This window comes from Salifodinibacter halophilus, assembly GCA_012999515.1.
GTDB classification, from domain to species: domain Bacteria; phylum Pseudomonadota; class Gammaproteobacteria; order Nevskiales; family Salinisphaeraceae; genus Salifodinibacter; species Salifodinibacter halophilus.
The window spans coordinates 623,140-642,992 of the sequence record JABEEB010000001.1; the positions used below are offsets into that span (position 1 = coordinate 623,140).

19 protein-coding genes are annotated in these 19,853 nt (G+C 57.8%); 16 read left to right on the forward strand and 3 right to left on the reverse strand.

All coding sequences use genetic code 11. The features are described from left to right. Nucleotides 1-342: 342 nt before the first annotated feature. The 15 genes from HKX41_02820 to HKX41_02890 all read left to right on the forward strand — a co-directional run bounded on the left by HKX41_02820 (nucleotide 343) and on the right by HKX41_02890 (nucleotide 15,337). Nucleotides 343-1,110, forward strand: a complete 768-nt coding sequence (locus HKX41_02820; protein ID NNC23089.1) for a DeoR family transcriptional regulator — start codon at nucleotides 343-345, stop codon at nucleotides 1,108-1,110. A gap of 53 nt (nucleotides 1,111-1,163) precedes the next feature. Further along, nucleotides 1,164-2,462 carry a D-tagatose-bisphosphate aldolase, class II, non-catalytic subunit gene (locus HKX41_02825; protein ID NNC23090.1) on the forward strand — a complete coding sequence of 433 codons (1,299 nt, stop codon included), beginning with the start codon at nucleotides 1,164-1,166 and terminating at the stop codon, nucleotides 2,460-2,462. Next, nucleotides 2,462-3,637 carry an SIS domain-containing protein gene (locus tag HKX41_02830; protein ID NNC23091.1) on the forward strand — a complete coding sequence of 392 codons (1,176 nt, stop codon included), beginning with the start codon at nucleotides 2,462-2,464 and terminating at the stop codon, nucleotides 3,635-3,637. Before HKX41_02825 ends, HKX41_02830 begins: the two co-directional genes overlap by 1 nt. A gap of 28 nt (nucleotides 3,638-3,665) precedes the next feature. After that, nucleotides 3,666-4,646, forward strand: coding sequence for an N-acetylglucosamine kinase (locus tag HKX41_02835; protein NNC23092.1), 981 nt, complete (start codon nucleotides 3,666-3,668; stop codon nucleotides 4,644-4,646). 197 nt (nucleotides 4,647-4,843) lie between these two features. Further along, a complete protein-coding gene (locus HKX41_02840; GenBank protein ID NNC23093.1) occupies nucleotides 4,844-6,226 on the forward strand; it encodes a sugar porter family MFS transporter in 1,383 nt (460 codons plus the stop codon). Then, nucleotides 6,219-7,121, forward strand: coding sequence for a hypothetical protein (locus tag HKX41_02845; GenBank protein NNC23094.1), 903 nt, complete (start codon nucleotides 6,219-6,221; stop codon nucleotides 7,119-7,121). The genes HKX41_02840 and HKX41_02845 overlap by 8 nt, the downstream gene beginning before the upstream one ends. Nucleotide 7,122: 1 nt before the next feature. Then, nucleotides 7,123-8,172, forward strand: a complete 1,050-nt coding sequence (locus HKX41_02850; GenBank protein ID NNC23095.1) for an SIS domain-containing protein — start codon at nucleotides 7,123-7,125, stop codon at nucleotides 8,170-8,172. A gap of 51 nt (nucleotides 8,173-8,223) precedes the next feature. Then, nucleotides 8,224-9,405 carry an N-acetylglucosamine-6-phosphate deacetylase gene (gene nagA, locus HKX41_02855; protein ID NNC23096.1) on the forward strand — a complete coding sequence of 394 codons (1,182 nt, stop codon included), beginning with the start codon at nucleotides 8,224-8,226 and terminating at the stop codon, nucleotides 9,403-9,405. After that, nucleotides 9,386-10,228: a hypothetical protein gene (locus HKX41_02860; GenBank protein NNC23097.1), complete on the forward strand. Its 843-nt coding sequence runs from the start codon at nucleotides 9,386-9,388 to the stop codon at nucleotides 10,226-10,228. The genes nagA and HKX41_02860 overlap by 20 nt, the downstream gene beginning before the upstream one ends. Nucleotides 10,229-10,288: 60 nt before the next feature. Next, nucleotides 10,289-11,272: a LacI family DNA-binding transcriptional regulator gene (locus HKX41_02865; GenBank protein NNC23098.1), complete on the forward strand. Its 984-nt coding sequence runs from the start codon at nucleotides 10,289-10,291 to the stop codon at nucleotides 11,270-11,272. Continuing rightward, complete coding sequence (locus HKX41_02870; protein NNC23099.1) at nucleotides 11,269-12,171, forward strand: ribokinase; 903 nt, start codon at nucleotides 11,269-11,271, stop codon at nucleotides 12,169-12,171. The genes HKX41_02865 and HKX41_02870 overlap by 4 nt, the downstream gene beginning before the upstream one ends. 7 nt (nucleotides 12,172-12,178) lie before the next feature. Further along, nucleotides 12,179-12,592 (forward strand): D-ribose pyranase, encoded by a 414-nt coding sequence (rbsD, locus tag HKX41_02875; protein NNC23100.1) that lies wholly within the window; start codon nucleotides 12,179-12,181, stop codon nucleotides 12,590-12,592. Nucleotides 12,593-12,666: 74 nt separating this feature from the next. Continuing rightward, on the forward strand, nucleotides 12,667-13,587 hold the full coding sequence (locus tag HKX41_02880; protein NNC23101.1) for a substrate-binding domain-containing protein: 921 nt from the start codon (nucleotides 12,667-12,669) through the stop codon (nucleotides 13,585-13,587). Then, nucleotides 13,584-14,375, forward strand: a complete 792-nt coding sequence (locus HKX41_02885) for a sugar ABC transporter ATP-binding protein (protein ID NNC23102.1) — start codon at nucleotides 13,584-13,586, stop codon at nucleotides 14,373-14,375. The genes HKX41_02880 and HKX41_02885 overlap by 4 nt, the downstream gene beginning before the upstream one ends. After that, nucleotides 14,372-15,337: an ABC transporter permease gene (locus tag HKX41_02890; GenBank protein NNC23103.1), complete on the forward strand. Its 966-nt coding sequence runs from the start codon at nucleotides 14,372-14,374 to the stop codon at nucleotides 15,335-15,337. Before HKX41_02885 ends, HKX41_02890 begins: the two co-directional genes overlap by 4 nt. A gap of 561 nt (nucleotides 15,338-15,898) precedes the next feature. On the opposite strand, the gene wrbA is transcribed toward HKX41_02890, so the two are convergent. Together wrbA and HKX41_02900 are read right to left on the reverse strand one after the other, a co-directional pair. Beyond that, nucleotides 15,899-16,501, reverse strand: coding sequence for an NAD(P)H:quinone oxidoreductase (gene wrbA, locus HKX41_02895; protein NNC23104.1), 603 nt, complete (start codon nucleotides 16,499-16,501; stop codon nucleotides 15,899-15,901). A 31-nt stretch (nucleotides 16,502-16,532) separates the two neighbouring features. Beyond that, on the reverse strand, nucleotides 16,533-17,414 hold the full coding sequence (locus HKX41_02900) for a pirin family protein (protein NNC23105.1): 882 nt from the start codon (nucleotides 17,412-17,414) through the stop codon (nucleotides 16,533-16,535). Between the two features lie 116 nt (nucleotides 17,415-17,530). Here HKX41_02900 and HKX41_02905 point away from each other — a divergent pair, with 116 nt between their 5' ends. Further along, nucleotides 17,531-18,463, forward strand: coding sequence for a LysR family transcriptional regulator (locus tag HKX41_02905; GenBank protein ID NNC23106.1), 933 nt, complete (start codon nucleotides 17,531-17,533; stop codon nucleotides 18,461-18,463). Nucleotides 18,464-18,621: 158 nt separating this feature from the next. Here HKX41_02905 and HKX41_02910 read toward each other — a convergent pair whose 3' ends face one another. After that, on the reverse strand, nucleotides 18,622-19,791 hold the full coding sequence (locus HKX41_02910) for an AI-2E family transporter (GenBank protein NNC23107.1): 1,170 nt from the start codon (nucleotides 19,789-19,791) through the stop codon (nucleotides 18,622-18,624). Nucleotides 19,792-19,853 lie beyond the last annotated feature (62 nt).

The window sequence follows — 19,853 nt, forward strand, 5'->3', positions numbered from 1 at the left end:
TCATCGGCAAACATCCTTCTGATGCCCGATACGCACGAGCAGAACAATCAATTCCTGCTCTTCCAGGAGCACACAGCACGAAATCACTAACCCGGAACCGCCAGTATGTTCTCCATTGGCCGGCTAATGGGTGGTGGCCAGCAACGTGGATCATCGAGCGCCGCGACGCGCTCCGTTCCTCCGCCATAAATGCGCTTTCACGTATCGCAGTCTAACGGGGTACGAAGGCTGGACGACAAGAAATGACAAGCAAAATTCGGCAACCAAAATAAGACGAAAGTATATTGACTCAATAACAAAGCTAACCAAAAATAATCGTAAGTTACGCAGCGCATGTGCACCATGGCTACTGGGCCCGAACGTCGCGACGCGGTTATCCAACATCTGGCTTCACAGGGCCGGGCAAAGGTCGATGCGCTTGCAAGCCATTTCCACGTGTCGACCGTCACGATGCGTAACGATTTGAAGTTGCTGGAAGAGGCTGGCTTCGTGGCGCGGCTGCATGGCGCTGTCATCCTCAGCCAGCATACGGCGGCGGAGATAGCCTTTACCGAACGCCGGCACAAAAACGCCGATAACAAACAAAGCATTGGCGCCGCCGCAGCCGCGATGGTCGACAATGGCGACGCGCTCATCCTCGATGCCGGCACAACCACGCTCGAGATTGCACGCCAACTGACCGACCGCGAAAACCTGCTGGTGATGACCAACGGTCTCGATATCGCGACTATGTTGGCGCCCGCGCCAGGTGTGGAAATACTCATGCTCGGCGGACAGATTCGCAAGGCGGCGCTTTCCAGCTCTGGTGCGCAGGCTGAAATGAGTCTGTCGAAACATCGCTTCGACAAGTTATTTCTGGGCGTTGATGCTCTCGACCTAAAGCGCGGTTTGACCACGCCACACGAAAGTGAGGCGCGGCTGAATCGCTCGATGATCGAAGTTGCCGACACGGTTATTACGGTCGCGGATTCCCACAAATTCGGGCTCAAGACCGTGCATCTTGTCAGCACACTTGATCAGCTTGACCAACTCGTTACCGATGCCGACATACCGCAGGCAACCGTGGATACGCTCGGTCAGCAGCACGGCATCGAAGTGACCGTCGCCTGAACTTGCTGAAACCATTTTCCTAATAGATACATAATTGCGAACGCAGATAACCCATGCATGACTTAAAAACCCTCGTTGAGTGCCACAACGCCGATAACCCTGCGGGTATCACTTCGGTCTGTTCGGCTCACCCGATGGTCATCGAAGCCGCCGTTCGCCATGCGCGGGCCACCGGCAATGTAGCCCTGATCGAGGCAACATCGAACCAAGTCGACCAGGACGGTGGCTATACCGGTATGACGCCGGCCGATTTTTACGCCTACGTCGGCGCGATCGCCGACAACGCCGGATTGGATCGCGGGTGGCTCATGCTGGGCGGCGATCACCTTGGCCCGAACCGCTGGCAAGGCCAACCGGCCGAGGACGCCATGGCAAAAGCGGAGATGCTCATCCGCGACTACGTGGCCGCTGGTTTCAAAAAAATCCACCTCGATTGCAGCATGGCCTGTGCCGACGATACGGAGCCGTTGGCAGACGCCATTGTCGCCGAGCGTGCGGCACGACTGGCCCAAGTGGCCGAACGTACGGCGGTGGCTGCCTTCGGCACCAGCGATATCAACTACGTTGTCGGCACCGAGGTGCCCGTGCCAGGCGGTGCGCAGGAATCATTGGACGCCGGTGTAACGCCGACCGAGCCAGCCGCAGCCGACGCGACAATCCAGGCGTTTTATCAAGCATTTACGACAGCCGATATCGCCGACACCTGGAAGCGTGTTGTGGCTCTGGTGGTCCAGCCCGGTGTCGAGTTCAGCGACACCAGCGTCGTCGACTTTAAGCGCGAACCCGCGCACGCGCTTTCGAAAGTAATCGAAAACCATCCCAATATGGTCTTCGAAGCACATTCGACCGATTACCAGACCCGAGGCGCACTAACAGAGCTGGTGCAGGATCACTTCGCGATTCTCAAAGTTGGGCCGGGCCTGACGTTCGCGCTGCGGGAAGCACTGTTTGCGCTCGAAGACATCGAATCATTCCTTGTTTCCGCGGAGCAACGTTCGGGGCTCCAAGCAGTCATCGAGCGCCGCATGTGCGACGCACCGGCGGCATGGCAATCCTATTACCACGGCAGTGAAAACGATAAGCGTTTCGCGCGCCGTTTCAGCTTCAGCGACCGGATTCGTTATTACTGGCCCGACCCTGACGTCCAAAAAGCACAAGCAACATTGTTCTCCAACCTCGACAGGCACGATATTCCACTGCCGCTCCTCAGCCGTTTTATGCCGGATCAATATCGCCACGTCCGCGAACAATCGCTTTCGCCGACGCCACACGAGCTCGTAATCGACCGTGTTACCGACGTCCTGCGTGACTACGCCATGGCCTGCGCCGGCCCGAACAATCAAGCTCAGTAATGTCACATCAAACACCAACCACAAACAGCGCCTGCACGTCCGCGACCGCGACCGAGCGCGAGATCCGTCAACAGCCCGCCATCTGGCGTGCGGTGCACGCAGATATCCAGTCTCAACGCCAGGCCATCGACGATTTCCTGTGCTCGATTCTGACTCAAGCGGGAGTGCGTGTCGTTTTTACGGGCGCGGGCACCTCGGCGTTCGCCGGTGACATGCTGGCTTCGCTACTCGGGATGCAGCTCGACGCTCGCGTCGACGCGGTGGCAACGACGGATATCGTCGCGCGCCCAACCGAGTGCTTGGCGCCGGATAGCCCACTCTTGCTGGTATCGATCGCACGCTCGGGCAACAGTCCGGAAAGCGTGGCTGCCACCCGCATGGCCGAGCAATGTTCGGCTGGCTGCTATCACCTGATCCTTACCTGTAATCCAGAAGGTGAGCTGCACCGAATCCATGCCGGCACCGACCGCGCGTTGCTGCTCACCATGCCGTCGGGCAGCAATGATCAAGGCTTCGCGATGACGTCGAGTCTATCGTCGATCGTATGGGCCGCGCTCTGTGTCTTCATGCCGAATCAGGCCGATGCCGAGCGCACCGAGCAGATCGCGCGTGCCGCCGACAACTTACTTGCCACGGATGCCAAGCAGGTCCAAACGACATTCTGCGGCGACTACGATCGCGTGGTGTATCTCGGCAGCGGGGTGTTCCGTGGTCTCGCGCAGGAAGCCGCACTCAAGATTCTAGAGCTGACCGCAGGCGAAGTCGTCGCGCTGCACGATACGCCACTCGGTTTTCGCCACGGCCCCAAATCATTGGTCAACGATAAAACCCTGCTCGTGACGTTTGTCTCCAACGACGCGTACGCACGTCGTTACGACGAGGATATCGTGGCCGAACTTACAGGCCAGAACGGACACGAGCGCGTCGTGGCTGTAGCGGCAAGTGGCTGGGACACCTTGGATGGGGCAACGCTATGGCCCTGTGACGAACTGGCCGAGGCCCCCGACTGGATGCTTGTTTTCCCGTATCTGATCACAGCCCAGCTTGCCGCTCTATATACGTCGCTGGCACACGGCAAGACCGTCGATAATCCGTTCCCCGACGGCGACGTCAACCGTGTCGTGCAAGGGGTAACAATCCACCCATTCGCCGCGGGTTCAGGAGATTCAGAATGAATCTCGATCCGGTGCTGGGTGCCTGACCATGTACCTGGGCGTCGACGGCGGCGGCACCAAAACCGCATTTTGCCTCATGGCGTGCGACGGTCGCATTCTCGCGCAACACACGGATAGATCCTGCCACCACCTGTCTATTGGCTTGGACGAAGTCGAGCGTGTGCTGGTTCATGGGGTCCACACGGTCTGCACCGAGGCGAACGTGACGCCGGACGATCTGGCATTCGCGTTTTTCGGCATACCGGGGTATGGCGAAGTCCGCGACGACCTAGCCAGACTCGATGCCATGCCGGCGTATGCGCTTGGCCACGACCGCTACGCCTGCGACAACGATATGGTCTGCGGCTGGGCAGGGTCGCTCGGCGCGGTCGACGGCATCAACGTGATCGCCGGCACCGGGTCCATGGCTTATGGCCAATATCACGGGCGGCACCAGCGTTGCGGCGGCTGGGGTTGGCGGTTTGGCGATGAAGGGTCGGCTTACTGGATCGGTAGCCAAGGACTCAACCTGTTTACGCGGATGAGCGACGGCCGGACCCCGCGTAGTGCCTTCTACGATCTGTTTTTCGAACGCCTTGGCTTATGTGACGCGGGCGAGGTCATCACACGTTTTCTGTGTTGTGAGTCTGAGCGTCAACAAATCGCCGAGCTGGCTGTGATTGTTTTGCAAGCCGTAAAGATGGGCGATGCCGAAGCATCGGTTATCGCCGAGCAAGCTGCGCGCGAGTTGGCTCTTATCGTCGATACGACCCAGAAGCAGCTGGGGTTCGGGACAAACGAACCGGTGCCCGTTTCCTATTCCGGGGGCATTTTCAACGACGACACGATGGTGGACCGGCTGCATCGGCATTTAGCCGCGCTTGAAACGCGTTTTGATCTACGTGCGCCGCTCCATACACCTGATGTTGGCGCCATGCTTTATGCGGCGAAGCTGGCAAACGATCCGGTCACGGTGTCGACGGCCTCCTCGGCAGGGCCGCCCAGTATCACGCAAAACGCGAACACCTGATGCGCATAAGCCAAAAACAACGAGGTCGCGGGTGGGGCAACGCGCTGTATGCGGCGTCAGCCGAACGCGACACCCAGTTATCGCATTTCCGTCTACAGGCGGGCGACTCACGCAAGGCTATCGCGTCCTGTGGCGGATTCCACAAGGCATAGCGAACACTCACTAAAACCAGGGGCACTACGCCTTCGGAGGCATTTATGACAACCACTTCGCAAGAACAATTTTCACTCACCCGACTACCGCTCATGGCTTGGTTCACGATTGTCATCGCGGCGTTGGGCGGAATGCTCTACGGCTATGACATCGGCATCATCGCCGGTGCGCTCGAAGCCATGAAAACGGAATTATCTCTGTCCGGGTCGGAAATGTCGTTGATCGTAGCGGCAGTACTCGGCGGCGGCTCGATCGCCACCTTGGTCGGCGGCCCCATAGCCGATGCCATCGGCCGCAAACCCACGATTTTGATTTCCGGCGTCATATTCGCCATTGGCGTGATTGTGAACGCGTTGGCGATAGGCTATGGCAGCGTGCTTAGTGGACGATTGATCCAGGGCATTGGTGTGGGGCTGGTGACCATCGTGATCCCGCTGTACCTGGTCGAAGTCATGCCGCCGGTGATTCGCGGGCGCAGCGTGACGCTTTTCCAGCTCTTTTTGACGATCGGTATCCTGCTCGGCTATCTGGTGGGTTATTTTTTCCAAGGCACCGGCGATTGGCGAGCCATGTTCGCGACTGCGCTGGTGCCGGGTATTTCCTACCTCGTGCTCGGGGCAGTGCTACCGCGTTCGCCGCGCTGGTTGCTTAAACGCGGGCGTAGCGACGACGCCCGCGCGGCGCTGGCTCGTACACACAGTGCCGGTGAAGCCGAAACCACTTTTAACGAACTAACCGAGCAAATCGAGCAAGAAAGTCTGACAACACGCTGGTCGCTGTTGCTGGCACCGGGGTATCGCAAAGCCTTATCGATAGCTGTGGCCATCGGCATACTGCAACAGCTCACTGGCATTAATACACTGCTGCAGTTCAATACCGTCATCTTCGACCAGTCCGGCCTGAGCAGTGGCGCCAGCGCCGCACTCGGCAGCGTCACCATCGGCGCGGTGAACTTCGTGGTCACGATTGTTGGCTTGATGTTGATCGACCGCGTGGGACGACGTCCACTACTGATGCTGGGCACAGGGGGCTCGACTGTCGCGCTGACGTTCGTCGCATTGGCCCATCTATTTGCCGCACCTTCCGTGTTTCTGGGGTATGCGACCCTCATCGGCATACTCGTGTTCGTCATTTTCTATGCGATCGGACCGGGGATCGTGGTCTGGCTGGCCATTTCCGAAGTGTTACCACTGGCGATCCGTGCCCGCGGCATGGCGATCGCATTGTTTGCCAACTCACTCGTCTCCGCCGGATTCGCTGCTGTATTCATGAACATCGTGTCCGTGGCCGGCTACACAGGCGCCTTCGGGATAACGGCAGTCGCGGGCTTTTTGTATCTCCTGATTGCAATCTTCCCGCTACCTGAAACCAAAGGTCGTAAACTCGAAGATATCGAAAGGCATTTCCTTGGCTCGAAAGATGACTGATATAACTGAGCCCGAGTTATATGTCGGCGTCGATGGCGGGGCGAGCAAAACCCAGGTCGTTGTCATCGATGCCAACGGCATAATGGTCGATCAGGCTGCTGGCCCTGCCAGCAGCCTGACGGCGTCTGCCGATCATGCGAATGAGACGATCCGGGAAACGCTGGGCCGAATCGAAGTGCTTGCCGATCGCGACCCATCGACTGTGCGCGTCGGGATCGGCATTGCGGGTACTGAATTGTCCGCGGCGCGTGACCGCTTGCTAAGTCTATGCGCCGATTTTGCCGACGTTTGCATTGTTTCGGATGCTTTGGTCGCCTGTCTCGGCGCACACGGCGGTGCCGATGGCGCGGTTATCGCTATCGGCACTGGCGTTGTCGGTTATCGCATTGAAGCCGAACAAACCCGGCAGGTCACCGGGTGGGGCTTCCCGCACGACGATCGTGGCAGCGGAGCATGGATAGGCATGGAGGCAATCCACACCACACTGAAAACGATCGATGGACGTGCATCACCGTCGCCGCTGACCGAGACCATCCTCGAGCGGTTTAATCACGATACGAACGAAATCATCGCTTGGTCCTGCGAGGCTGACGCTTCGGCATTCGCCCGAATGGCACACAGTGTGGCCGATTACGCGGAGGCCAGCGATGTCCACGCTTGTTCAATCCTGAAGCGCGCCAGCGACGAAGTCATCGTGGCCGCACAAGCACTGCTGGATGGCTGCCACCCGGACTTGCCACTGGCCTTATCCGGTGGCCTGGCTGAGACGCTTATGCCGTGGGTCAGCGACGCATTGGGCGCACGTTTGACGCCGGTTCAATATAGCCCGGCAATGGGTGCGGCATTAATGATGCGAAACGCGAACTTATCTTCACAACTTTCTGATTATAAATAATATGACTAAATCGCTAATGCATCGCGAATTGTTCGAAACACCCGAACGACTGCGCGAACAATTGGCTGCGAACGCGCCCCATGCCGATGACATAACGCGCACCCTCAACGAGACAACGCCAACGCAATGGTTTGTCGTGGGCCGTGGCACATCCGACCATGCCGGCTCATTTTTCCGCTATGCCAGCGGGCTTTTGCGCGGCTGTATTGTCGGTGATTTGTCGCCGAGTTTGATGACCGTGTACGACCGCTCGCCATCGTTTATCGATGGTTTTCTGATCGCGATTTCACAATCCGGCGCCGGTTCCGATATCAATCATGTGGTCTCCGAATTCACAGCGGGTGGCGGCCTCACACTCGCGTTGACCAATGATGCCGACTCGGCATTGGCACATGCCGCCAAGTTCACGCTACCGCTGCATATGGGGCCCGAAACGGCGGTTGCCGCAACTAAAACGTTTCTGGGAACGCTGACTGCGCTATTGCAATTACTGGCTATCAGCAACAGCGACGACAAACTTACACAGTGTCTATCCGCGTTGCCGGATCGCTTGAGTCAAGCAGCCGGCGAGGGCCAAGCGAGGATCGATACCCAGGCGTTGTCCAGATTTTCGTCGCCGCTGTTCGTCATCGGCCGTGGGCTCGGGTTACCGATCGCTCGTGAAGTCGCGTTGAAGTTCAAAGAGGTCTGCGTCATGCACGCGGAGGCCTACAGTGCCGCCGAGTTCAAGCACGGCCCGTTGGCACTAGTCGGCTCGGCATGTCCGATTCTGATATTAAGCCTGGACGACGAAACACGACCACAGACGCTGGACCTGGCGCGCGAGGCCGACGCACTCGGTGCGCCGGTCGTTGTCGTCGGGCCAGATCTGCCCGCGCCGCCAGATGATACAAATGTCTCGTACCGATCGCTGCCGATAACAGGGTCGATTTATACAGACGCAGTCATGGCGAGCTTTTTGCTGTACGACGTCATCGAGCGTCTCGCGTTGGATCGCGGCATCGACCCCGACGAACCACCCCACATACAAAAAGTTACAAGCACTTATTAAACGGTCGTGACAACGAAAGTGACAGAATCTGCGTCAACAGGGCATTGGCACGTGACCGGTGCCCGCGTATATACCGAAACCGGCTCGCTGCCGGGCGCAACGCTGGCAATCGACGGTTCTCAGGTCAGTGACATTAATCGCCACCAAACAAACGGTGGCGACCATATCCTGCGATTGCCCGAAGATTGGCATGTTGTACCGGGATTTATCGATACGCACATCCACGGTGCGGCCGGTGCCGACGTGATGGACGGCTCGGACGACGCCCTCGGCCGCATTAGCCAACATGTTGTAACCGAGGGCACGACCAGTTTTCTGGCGACGACCATGACGTCGGCGCCGGACACGCTGGACAACGCAATGCGCGCACTGGGTTTATTTACCGCGCCAGCGGATGGCGCCGAAATGCTCGGTGCGCATCTGGAAGGGCCGTTCGTTAACGTCGATAAAAAGGGCGCTCAGCCGGCCGAATGGATTACGCCGCCGGATACAGCGCTTTTCCATCGCTGGCAACATCTGGCGTCACAACGCATAAAGCTAGCAACGCTGGCACCCGAAATCGAAGGTGCAACCGAGCTTATCGCTGAATTGAAGCAGCAAGGCGTGCGCGCGGCTATCGGGCATTCCAACTGTAGCGCGGCCGTTGCGCAGCGCGCGTTTCAATGCGGCTGCGGCAGAGTCACTCATCTTTTCAATGGCATGAGCGGACTGCACCATCGCGACCCCGGTGTCGCCGCTGCCGCACTCGCTGAGCCGGCTTGCGTCGCCGAGATCATCGCCGATGGGCATCACGTAGCGACCGAGATGCTACGGCTTGCGTTCCAGGCCAAGACATCACGCGGCTTGATTGCGATCACCGACGCCATGCGCGCGAAAGGGATGCCGGACGGTGTCTACGATCTGGGCGGGCAGCAAGTCACCGTCAACAATGGCATGGCACAGCTCGATGACGGCAGCCTCGCGGGCAGTGTGCTGACACTCGACCAGGCGCTGCGCAACCTGATCGAGGCCACCGACTGCTCGCTATACGACGCCATTCGGATGGTAAGCACAAACGCCGCCCAGGATCTCGGCGTCATCGATCGCAAGGGCACGCTTGCCCCCGGTAAAGATGCAGATTTCGTGGTTCTGGACGCGCAATTAAACGTGCGGCTGACCGTCTGCCGCGGCCGGCCCGTCTACGACAACGGCTGTTTCGCTGGATCCGGACTCGATGCAACTCGAAATCCTTGATCAGTTATCGGCACCCGGATCGAGTCATCGGCCGAATGAAGATGCGATCGCGGTTAACGGTCAGACCATACTGGTAATCGACGGCGCGACCGGGGTGGGCGAGCAAACGTATATCGCTGGACAACCATCCGACACGTACTGGTTCGTACAAGAACTTCAACGGCACCTGAGCGCCGATCTTGCTCGTGGACAACCGCTTGTACCCGCATTGGAAACGGCTTGTCTGGCCACTCGCGACGCTTTTGCAACGCACGCCGCTCCGAATTCAGTGCCGAAATATGCCTGGCCATCGGCTGTTTTCACAGCCGCGACAATCGAAAACGGCGCGCTCGCTTTGTATCGCCTCGGCGACTGTGGCGCCAGAGACTTGCAGCGGCCGGAGCGCGTATTTTTCGCACCGACACGGCTGGACGACCAGGAACAAACAGCCATAAACGCCTTGCGTGACGAAATGGCAGCAGGTTACTCGCAAGCCACAGCACAACAAAGGCTTATGCCACTACTACGGCGAAATAGACAGAACATGAACGCCGTAGGGGGCTATGGCGCATTGACGCTCGATACCGGCTTTGCCGGATTTATTCAAAAAACGGTCATAAGCAAAGCTGAGCTGGCAAAAACGGATCCACGCATTCTGCTTTTCTCGGATGGGTTCGACGGCGCGCTTAATCAAATGTACTTGTCGGCCGACAACATGGATTTAACTAACGCGCTTACAAAGCTGCGCCGCACCGAGCGCGAAGACGCCAACTGCACCCGCCACCCACGAATCAAACGCCACGATGACGCATCCGCGGTACTGATCCGACCCACGTGTTATTGACACCGCATCGCCTTCGTGATTAATTCAATGAAGAGTTAAACGTTTAACTTGGCGTGTACGGTGGCTTCAATCAAGGACATAGCGGCGCGTGCCAATGTCTCAGTGGCCACGGTCTCGCACGTGCTAAATAGCACTAAAGCGCTTTCTCCCGAGGTCGTACACGCAGTCCGCGACGCGGCCTCGGCGCTCGGTTACCGGCCGAATGAAACCGCACGTGCCTTGCGTACCGGTCGGAGTAACGCGCTTGGATTGATCGTTCCAGACCTGACCAACCCATACTTTCCAACCATCGCCCAAGTCATACAACAGCAAGCTTGGCGCTTGGGCTATGCATTGTTTTTAATCGACAGTGCCGGCGATGTGGACGCCGAACGAAACGGGTTTGATCGGCTCACGGACCGCGGTGTTGACGGCGTGATATGGGCACCGACCACCGATAACCCGTCGCTTGAGCCCGAAATACCCACTGTGGCAATCGACCGATTTGTACCAACGGTCGATTGCGTGAGCACGGACCACCGACAATCCGGCGCTGTGCTCGGGCACTACGCTGCGTCGCTCGGCCATCAACGCATTGGTTTTTTGAATGGGCCGCAGTCGCTGGTCAGTGCGCGTTATCGGCGCGCCGGCATAATGGATGCGCTGCCCGAGTCCATCGACACCGTCTGGGAGCGCGATGTTCCATTTTCTCTATCGTTACCCGCCGAGATCGAAGTTTTGCTGACCGATCCGGGCGTGACCTTGGTCGTCGGCGGCAATGACGCCATCGCTCTGAGTGCCATGCATAGTCTAAGCGAGGCCGGTTTTACGGTCCCCGACGACGTGTCGGTGCTCGGATTCGACGACATCCCGCTGGCCCAATTGGCCTGCCCACCTTTGACAACGGTGCAACAGCCACTACGAGATATCGGATCAGTCGCCGTCCAGCGGCTTCATGAGCGCTTAACGGGTGTGCACGGCGCCCCTGAGTACCGCGAATTGCCCGGCTCACTCGTCGAACGGCGGTCTGCCCGCTCGCTTCCCGAAACGGTGTATTCAACATGATTATCGTGGTTGGCAGTATCAATATCGATATGGTCGCGTCGGTGGCTCGTCATCCAGCGCCGGGCGAGACGCTACTAGCCGATTCCTACGCACAGCACCACGGCGGGAAAGGCGCCAATCAAGCCGTCGCCGCAGCGCGCGCCGGGGCGGACGTTCGCATGCTCGGCGCGGTCGGCACCGACGCATTCGGCACCCAACTCACTGATGGATTGCGGCAAGAGGGCATCGATATTGCGCACATGCACACTGCCGACGGCAGTAGTGGCATGGCGCTGATCCAAATCGATCAGCACGGTGAAAACAGCATCGTTGTCGTGCCTGGAGCCAACAATGCGTTTCAGCCACAAATGCTGGAACCGTCCAACTTCACGGACGCCTCGATTGTCCTTCTCCAGCTCGAAATCCCATGGGCAACGGTTTTGCACGCGGCCAAACTCGCTCACACAGCCGGCGCACAGGTGGTTTTGAATGCCGCCCCAGCTGACGGCGTCAATGTCGAGGCGCTCGGTGATATCGACTGGCTGCTTGTTAATGCCAGCGAAGCAGCGCAACTGTTAAACACCACGCAGGCAGAACGCGTTGAGGACGCACAGGCACAGGCACGCACTTTAAAACAATCCGGACCCTCCACAGTCGTGACGTTGGGCTCGGCGGGCCTCGCATGGTATGTCGACGATGACGATACTGGCTCGATGCCAGCACCGCCGGCTCATGTCGTTGACACAACGGCGGCGGGCGATGCCTTCGCGGGAGCGTTTGCACAAGGTATAGACGCGGGTTTGACGACCCACGAATCCATCGAGCGTGCCAATAGGGCGGGTGCACTGGCAGTCGGTTGCGCCGGCGCCCGCGACAGCCTGCCAACGTCACGCGTCTTGAACTCGGACATTAATCAATAGGCACACCATGAAACGTGACGGCATTCTGCATCCCGCTCTGAATTTCGAACTATGCCAACTTGGCCACGGCGATCGATTCGCGATCGCGGATGCTGGCTTGCCAATCCCACCATCCGTTACCCGCATCGATCTGGCGTTTAGTCCAGGGCAGCCTGACTTTTTAAACGTGCTAACCGCAATTTTGTCCGCCAGCGTTATCGAGGGCGCAACCGTTGCCCAAGAATTCGGCGACGATAACGAGCGGCGCCCCGAGTTCGAGCATTGCCTGCAAGGGCACGGCGGGATATCACCGTCCGCGATCACATATTTGACGCATGAGCAGTTAAAAACCGAGCTCACCAATATGCGCTTTGTGGTTCGCACCGGTGAAACGACACCATTTTGTAATGTGATTTTGCAAAGCGGGGTGTTTTTCGGGTGATCACGTCACCCGACACGGCCCAATCAAGGGGCAAATCAGAAGGCTAGGAGGTCTCGGCTATGTGTATAAAGCAATTGCAAACACGAACACAGGGTGTGATACCGGCATTGTTATTGGCGCTGGCAATGACAATGGCGCTGCCGGCGTTCGCAGACAGTGACGCGAATTCGAGCGAAGGTCAGATGGCATTGCTGCTGTCGACGACGAATAATCCATATTTCGCGGCCATGAAACGCGCCGCCCAGAACAAAGCCGAAGATCTTAACGTTGATTTTCAGGTTCTCGATGCGCATAACGACTCCAATCAACAGGTCAGCCAGATTCAGACGCTGCTTGCGAAGCAGGTCGACATGCTGTTGGTGAACCCGACGAATGCCGACGCGATAACGCCTGCCATCAAACAGGCCAACAAGGCCGGTGTGCCTGTGATATTCGTTGATCGTGCGACCAATGGCGGCGAGTCACTGGCATTTTTCGCTTCCGATAACGTCCAGGCGGGCAAGACGGCGTGCCAATATCTGGTTGATCAGATGGACGGCGAGGGCAGTCTTGCGATTCTGACGGGCGTACCCGGCGCATCCGCCACAAACGAACGCTCCAGTGGCTGTGACCAGGTTTTGAACGAGCACGACAAGATTGATGTTGTAGCTCGCCAGAGTGCGCATTTCGACCGCAGCGAAGGGCTCAACGTCATGCAGAACATGTTGACGGCGAACCCGCAGGGCATCGGCGCCGTGTTTGCTGAAAATGACGAAATGGCGCTTGGTGCCATCAAGGCGTTGAAATCGGCGCACGCATTGGACAATACGCTGGTTGCGAGTATCGACGGCACACCCGGCGGCCGAAAAGCGGTCAAAGCTGGCGAAATCGATCTGAATGTCGCTCAACAGCCCGCTTTAATGAGCAAATCTGCCGTTGCCACCGGCTATCAATATCTAAAAACCGACCGGCTGTTCATTCCCGTTCCGCTACAAAAACTTACGCAGGACAAATGACTGACAAGACAGAGGAGGGCGGTAGCAGCGGCGCTGCTGCTGCCGGCCCGTTTTTAACGCTTTCGGGTATTGCCAAGCGCTTTGGCAGCGTCAATGCGCTCACCGGGGTGGATCTGAATGTCCATGCCGGTGAAGTGGTCGGGCTTCTGGGCGATAACGGAGCAGGGAAGTCGACACTAGTCAAAATCATGTCCGGTGTCGAAGCGCCGAGCGCTGGGTCGGTCGCAGTGGCAGGGCAGGCAATGACCGAAGTCACGCCACAGCGGGCACGCACTGCCGGCGTCGAGACGATTTATCAGGATCTGGCGTTAGCCAGCAATCTGGACGTGGCGGAAAACATATTTCTCGGCCGGGAAATGACCGGCCGCATGCTCGGCATCGTGCCGACAGTCAGAAGAAAGGCGATGCGTGAGCAAACGCAGGCCTCACTCGATCAACTTCGAATCCGAATCCCATCGTTACGCGCTAAGGTCTCGACACTTTCAGGTGGTCAACGACAGGCAGTAGCCATCGCACGGGCGCTCTATTGGCAAGCAAAACTCGTGATTATGGATGAACCAACCGCCGCGCTAGGCGTTTCCGAACACGACAAAGTTATTGAATTGGTCAGAGAGCTGGCCGCAAAAGGGGTCGCCGTTATTCTCGTCACGCACGTCATGCAGGACGCGCTCGCGGTTACCGACCGTATTACCGTTCTAGCCAGAGGCGCCAAAGCGATGGATCGGGCGACCCGCGATCTCGATCGAAACCAAGTGGTCCACGCGATGATGACTGGAGAAGCATCGTGAATCGAGCAAACGCAGCCCAGCTCTATCGAGCCACAACGCGGATCGCTCTCGATAACACGGTACTGGTCGCATTTCTGCTACTCGCGATCGCTTTGGCGTTTACCACGCCGTATTTTCTGACCAGCCGCAACATTCTAAATATTTTGTTGCAGGCGGCCCCGTTCGTCATATTGGCGCTCGGCGAGCTCGCTGTCGTGCTTGTTGCCGGCATCGATCTATCTGTCGGCTCGATGGTGGGGTTGAGCGGCGTGCTGTTCGCATTTTTAACCGTCTCAACCGGTCTGCCATGGCCGTTGGCCATCGCAGTCGCGATCGCAGCCTGTACGACGCTTGGCATAGTCCAAGGGGCGCTGATTAACTATTTCAACGTTGCCGACTTCGTCGCAACACTCGCCGGATTATCGATTTTCCGCGGGCTGACGCTGATCATCACACAAGGAGACCCAATCCCCGGGTTGCCACCGGCTTTCAATTTCCTGGGCCAGGGGTTTATCGGGCCAATTCCGTTTCCGGTGATCATAATGGCAAGCCTCTGGGTCGTGACATCGTACTGGCTTTCCAAATCACGATCGGGGGTGCACATCTATGCCATTGGCGGCGGCCGAACGGCCGCACACCGTGCTGGTATACCGGTCGCACGCATGCGCATGTTGCTTTACGGGTTTAGCGCATTCATGGCAAGCATTGCCGGGTTGATACTGGCAGCACGCTTGGGCACAGCCGATCCAACTGCTGGCGCCACCTATGAGTTAGCGACAATCGCCGCGGTTGTTATTGGCGGCACGAGTCTTTTCGGCGGTCGCGGTTCGGCCTGGGGCGCAGCTCTCGGCGCGTTGATTCTCGCGACAATACTAAATGGTTTGACCTTACTCGATGTACCGCCGTTTTATACGGAATTGGTGCAGGGCCTGATTATTGTGACGGCCGTGCTGTTGGATAATCTGCGGCGCCGCACAGCATAGCGATCTTGCGGCGCTCGACACTCGTGTGTGCATCGAGCCAGATTAGTTATTTAACATAATATACATTATGTGTACTTAAATACAGGCGGCTCAAGCCCAATGATTACCCGCTGGACTGTATTTTCATCAGCATGTCTCCCATGTTGATTCGTCTGCGTACAGCATTGGTCGTCGCGGGCGCTAATTAAAACGCGGTAATACCGCACGAAACCATGACGACACAGCAACCGAAACGAGTCGACGGCACGGCATTTCCTACGGACTGCTCGCCGCAGCGTTCTGTGTCCCGGGATATTCGTGGTACTTGGTTATACGGGCGGCCATCGGCGACTGAGCTCGTGTTCTAGCGCTATGTAACCGTCCTATTCGCGCTCCTCGCGATACCGCTCGGCCTACTTTTTTTCGTTCGCCGCGAGCGCCACGTCGTTTAATTGGCGCCTTCGCTCGCCCAACTCGCGGTTACCGCCGCGCTTGGTTTGTTCACCCTGTATTTCTTCGAGATACTGGCATACCGCAGGCGCCGCACCGGCTTTTTGCGCGGTGCAGCGCCTTGAGCGTTGATCAATTGGAAAATTGAGTGGCCAGACGGGCAATTTTCTCGCCCTGATAGTGCGCGATGGATAATTCATTGTCGGAGGGCTGGCGCGAGCCATCACCGCCGGCGTAGGTCGATGCACCGTAAGGCGATCCGCCCCGCAATTCAGAAATATCGAACAGCTCCGTGGCACCGGCATAGTCAACCGGGACAATCAACATGCCGTGATGGGCCAGCGTATTCCAGAACGACGTAATGGTGGTCTCGTTGCCAGCGCCGGTCGCGCTGGAAGTAAACACGCTGGCAAGTTTATTGATCAGCCCGCCGTTGGCCCACAAACCGCCGGTCTGATCCATGAAGGTACGCATCTGGCCGGCCATATTGCCAAAGCGTGTTGGCGTGCCGAACACGATGGCGTCGTAATCACCCAGTTCGGCTGGTTCGGCCATGTCACCGGCTGGATCCTGTTTGGCACCGAGTTGATCCAGTGCTTCACGGCTCATGGTTTCGGGCACATGCTTGAGCGTTACCTCGACACCATCGACCGACGCTGCGCCTGCGGCCACGGTTTGAGCCATCGTCTCGATATGGCCGTACATGGAATAGTAAAGAACAAGAACTTTTTTCATAACAAACATCTCCGTCGTTTAAACTTTTAGATTATTCAGACAATGTTGCCGGGGTATTACCGAAGTGACCGGCCTGAAATCCCCGAATGGATTCCTGGATTTCTTCGGTCGAGTTCATCACAAATGGGCCGTGGCCGACGACCGGCTCGTTAATCGGTTCGCCGGTGAGAACCAACAGCTTGGCATCCGTATCAGCTGCCAGGTGGATATCGCTTTCCGCCCGGTCGAACAAAGCCAGCTCAGCATCTCGCACGGCTTCCACGCCATCCAACTGCACCGTACCGCTGAGCACGACAACCATCGTCGTGTGCCCTTCGGGTGCGATCAGCGTAGTGGCGTCATTGCGGACGAGTCGTAGATCCCAGACATTGATCGGACTGAACGTATCCGCGGGACCGGAAACGCCCGCATATGTGCCCGCAATCACATTCAATGACCCCACGTTTCCAGCCAGTTCCACACGCGGAATATCCGCCGCCCGGATAGACTGATACGACGCAGGCGCCGACTTGTCGGCAGCGCGTAGATTAACCCAGAGTTGGACCACTTCGAATCGCCCGCCCTGCTTGGCAAAAGCCGACGAATGAAACTCTTCATGAACGATACCGTTACCGGCGGTCATCCACTGTACATCGCCCTTGCCAATCACACCGCCACCGCCCGACGAATCGCGGTGCGCGACTTCACCGTCGTAGACAATGGTCACGGTTTCGAAGCCGCGATGCGGATGGGCACCGACACCGCGTGGTGTATTCGTCGGCTCAAAGTCGTGCGGCCCCGCATAATCGAGCATCAGAAATGGCGTGATGTGGTGTGCCCCCAGTCGGTCGTAGTTGAATAACGATCGAACCGGAAAACCATCGCCAACCCAATGTCCATGTGGTGCGGCGTAAATTCCCATAATGTTTTTCATGCTGATTTACCGGCTATCCGGTCTCGAACTGCTGATGCCAATCATCCTATGGGCGGAACGAGGACTCGGCTAGTAGGGTAGAATCAAACGCAGCGTCTCATTAATGGAACGTCGGTATGCAAGATCTCAACGATTTGTTCTATTTTGTGCAGGTCGTTGACCACGGCGGCTTCGCACCGGCAGCCCGCGCAACCGGCGTGCCGAAATCGAAACTTAGCCGTCGCATCGCAGAACTGGAAAAGCGGCTGGATGTCGGGCTGATTCATCGCAGCACACGCAGTATCACGGTTACCGAACTCGGTCAGGCCTATTACGAGCACTGCGCCGCGATGCTCTCGGAAGCCGAAGCCGCGCAGGAGACCATCGATCGCTCGATCGCCCAACCTCGAGGCCTGATTCGCATGAGTTGCCCGCCGGGATTACTGTATTTTTCGGTAGGCGAACAGATTTCAGCGTTCATGGCACGTTATCCAAACGTGCGTGTCGAGCTCGAATCCTCGAGCCGGCGCATCGATGTGGTGCGGGAAGGTTTCGATCTCGCATTGCGCGTACGATTCCCACCGCTCGAGGACAGCGACCTAAACGTCCGGGTGTTGTCGCATAGTCCACAGCGCCTGATGGCGGCTCCGTCACTATCCGAGAACGCACCCTGGCCTGTCACCCCGACCGATCTGAGCAAACTACCATCGCTCGATCTGCGGCGCGCTCACCATGCACATACGTGGTGCCTGGAAGGTCCCGACGGCGCTAGCGCCCAGGTTCACCACCAGCCACGTCTTGTAACCGACGACTTGATCACCTTACGACGCGCCGCCCTGGCCGGCCTCGGCATCGTCCAGTTGCCAATGCTATTCGGGGGACAGGATATTACCGACGGCACACTTGTCGATGTGCTACCGGACTGGGCGCCACGCAGCGGTATTGTTCATGCGGTCTTTCCCTCGCGACGCGGTCGCTTGCCAGCCGTGCGATTGTTAATCGACTTTTTGGCGACCCAGTTCGCGGAACAGGATTTCTTAACCCATACTGGCATCGAAACCGAAATTTAATGCACCCCACCGTCACAGGGCCACGATTGGTCCTTGGGGCGCAACGAGTTCTCGCCACAAGCTATCGCGCTGACGCGGTCGTGGGCCTCTGAGTTGTCGTAGACCTCGCCGAACGCGACGGACTACCGACTCATCAGATCACCAGTAAAAGCGCTTTTTTAGAATTCGGTATGTGCGGCCGAGTGTTCCTGATGGCATGCCTCGAATTCGGTGGACATACCGGGCATATGGGGCTGATCACCCAGCACATCCTCGATATAAAGCGCCTGCACGAATATCTGAGCGCACAGAGAGATGGGTGCGGCGAGCATCATTCCGAATGTGCCAGCGATTGCGAAGCCAAGTGTCTGGGCAATCAGCAAAAATCCCGGCGCAATCGAAACAGCACGACGCTGGATCAACGGTGCAAGAATATACCCCTCGAGTATGTGCAGAACCAGATAGAGGCCGGCTGCATAGAATGCGATGTCGACTCCCTGTAGCCCTGCGACTAGCACCGCTGGAACCGCCGATAGGATGGCGCCTAGATACGGGATAAAGGTCAACACACCAGCGATAAGACCTAGAGATACAGCAAAGGGGACATCCAATAACGCCAGACCGACCGCGCTGCCGATACCCACCGCGATCATTGATAGCCCACGGCCAATCAACCAACGGCGAAGCACCCACCCTACTGCGACCAACAATTTTTGGGTGCGCTGTCGTCGATCCTTGGGCACGAGTCGTATCAACGCGTTCAAATAGGCCGACGGCGTAAACGCCAGGTAGAAGCCGATAATAGCGACCACGAATGCGTTGGCCAGCGTGCTAATGGTGAGTGTAGCCGCACTCGATAGTTGACCGCTTAAGCGTGTACCAATCGATGTGTCGCTTTTATTGGATTGACCGCTAGCCCCGCGGTTGTTGTTGCTGGCCATATCCGCGCTACCCGAATCACGCACCCAAGAAGGCGCGAGGTGGGCCTGCTCGAGATTATGGGATATGCGATCGACCGAATGCGCAATCTGTGCCCGAAGTTGCGGCGCCTTGGCAGTGACATTGATAGCGCCGAACGTGATGATGCCGGCCAGACAAGCGACCACAATCACACTGGCAGCAGCAATAGACAGATGCCGGGAGATGGGCACGATGCCATGGATAAGCCGGGCCAGCCCATCAAGTGCAATGGCCAGGATTACGGCCGCGATGACCAGTAATAAACCGTTGATGGCATACCAGACAAACCAGCCCGCCACCACTAACGCAGCGGCCACCGCGCAAGCCAACAGGAAGCGGCCGAGAAACTGACGGTCGACCGTCGGCTTGTCATCCGTTTGTTGTGTCATAGCAAGCGCTATCAGTCATTGTTGTCGCGTGTGCCTTGTTGCACCAAGCGCCGCATGGCACG